We start from the raw sequence: 2,463 nt of genomic DNA on the forward strand, positions 1-2,463 counted from the left end.
CTGAGATAGATTCAGATACGGATTCGCTGACTGACTCTGATACAGATTCGGAAACGGATTCAGATACAGACTCAGAGATTGATTCAGAAACTGATTCTGAGATTGACTCAGATACTGATTCAGAGATTGATTCAGAAACTGACTCGCTTACTGACTCAGAGATTGATTCTGATACCGATTCAGAGATTGACTCAGATACCGATTCCGAAATGGATTCTGATACAGATTCGGAAATCGACTCTGATACAGATTCTGAAACTGACTCTGAAACAGATTCAGATACTGACTCAGAAACGGATTCGCTGATGGACTCTGATACTGATTCTGAAATGGATTCAGAGACGGACTCGGAAACGGATTCGCTGATTGATTCTGATACGGATTCTGAAACAGATTCGCTGATTGACTCAGATACCGATTCAGAAATTGATTCGCTGACTGATTCTGAGATGGATTCTGAAACTGACTCTGAAACGGATTCTGATACTGACTCAGAGATTGATTCTGAGATTGACTCGGAAACTGACTCGGAAACTGATTCAGATACTGACTCTGAAACTGATTCACTTACTGATTCTGAGATGGATTCAGAAATTGATTCAGATACGGATTCTGAGATTGACTCTGAAACTGACTCGCTTACTGATTCTGAGATAGATTCAGATACGGATTCGCTGACTGACTCTGATACAGATTCGGAAACGGATTCAGATACAGACTCAGAGATTGATTCAGAAACGGATTCTGAGATTGACTCAGAAACTGATTCTGAGATAGATTCAGAAACGGACTCTTTTACTGATTCGGAGACGGACTCGGAAACGGACTCTTTTACTGATTCGGAGACGGACTCAGAAACGGACTCTTTTACTGATTCGGAAATAGACTCAGAGACAGATTCTCTTACTGATTCTGAAATAGACTCGGAGACGGATTCTCTTACTGATTCTGAAATAGAATTTGAAATTGATTCTGAATTTGATGTTGATTCAGAATTAGATAGTGACTCAGAGTTTGAGATAGATTCTGAATTTGATGTTGATTCTGAGTTAGAAGTTGATTCAGATTCAGACAAGGACAATGAGTTAGAGTTTGAAAGCGACTGAGACTCTGATTGATCTACTGTATACCAATGAGTTGTCTCATTCACAGAGGTAGACAAAGGACTTCCTAAACCATATTGAGTTCCATAATCTCCCACACCAGTCGAACTAGAGCCAGGCGTCCAAAGCCCCCAGTTACCAGCTCTATCCAACGACTGTCTTCCAAAGTAAAACCTGCCATATTGAGTCCCACCTTGAGCTGCTCCCCCTGTCCAGTACCCGATTAAACGCCAATTTTGAGCTGGACTAGTGTAGAAGACCATAATACGTTGCCCATTGTAAGTGGTCGTTGTATAACTTGGTTCAATAGTCGAATAAGTATTATAATTAGTCCCTGATGTTGAAGTCGAAGCTTTTATCTCACTTGTTTCAAATATCTTGATAAATCCAGTCGTATCTGTACCATTCCAATCAACTGTACCTGTATAGGTTGGATCACGATAATATAAACTTCTTTTGATTGTCCCTTGATCATCAATGACTGTAATCAAGGTTTTCGTTCCCTGTTCTTCAACCTTAGCGTGCATATAGGTGGTACCTGGAGTCAAAGCTCTGGTTGAAGTGGCATTTGTGGTCGTGGAATAATCATATCCAACAAATGTACGATCGCCAGATGGTGTCACTGTTTGTCCACCAATTGTCATGACAGAATAAGTAGCAATAATGGTACCGTCTGTTGTTTTATAATAGGTCGTATTTAGTGTGTATGTTGGCACCAATGTAGTCCCATATACATTAGCCGAGCTGGTACTAAACCTTAATCCACCAGGAATTCCTGAAGCTGTTGCCAAGGAAGTGTCATAGGTAATAGTAATTGGTGAGTTATCAGTATCTAGAGTGCTTGGATAAGTAAAGGTTGCACTAGATCCAGGATCAATTTTATAAGACTCTAATACTGTGCCAGTTTTACTTACCAATTCTGCCAGTACTGTGTAAGTACTTGGATCTTCGTCTAATGAATAGCGAATATAAGCATTTAAAGCTGTACCGCCTGAACTCTTATGGTTTTGATCATAAGTATCTGTTGCTGTATAACTAAATGTATGCCAACCAGCTACACTTGTACCAGCATATGGCGATGAAAATGTCAAATCAGTCACTTTCGCCCCTTTAGCATCTGTCATTTCAGGGGTTGCCGTTGAAAGTGTATCAACTAAGATACCCTCACCCTCGCCAACTTTAAGTGTTGCTGTCGTTGAAGTATTAAGAGCAAAAGTAATCACTCCGTCTTCATCATTTTCCAACAACAAAAGACCAATTGCTTGGTTACTTGCTTGCAAACTGCTGATAATGGTAGCAAGGTCAGCCGCAGTTGCATCCGCATCTCCTAAGATGGTTTGAGCCAACAGCAGCTGATCAC

At 40.6% G+C, this 2,463-nt stretch carries 1 protein-coding gene; it reads right to left on the bottom strand.

Annotation, left to right across the window (positions count from 1 at the left end):
* On the bottom strand, positions 1-1,201 hold a 1,201-nt coding region (locus tag RFK25_RS11810; RefSeq protein WP_443035563.1), incomplete at its 3' end, for a DUF445 family protein.
* Between the last annotated feature and the right edge of the window lie 1,262 nt (positions 1,202-2,463).

This window comes from Streptococcus sp. SS-4456, from assembly GCF_036680365.1.
Taxonomy (GTDB): domain Bacteria; phylum Bacillota; class Bacilli; order Lactobacillales; family Streptococcaceae; genus Streptococcus.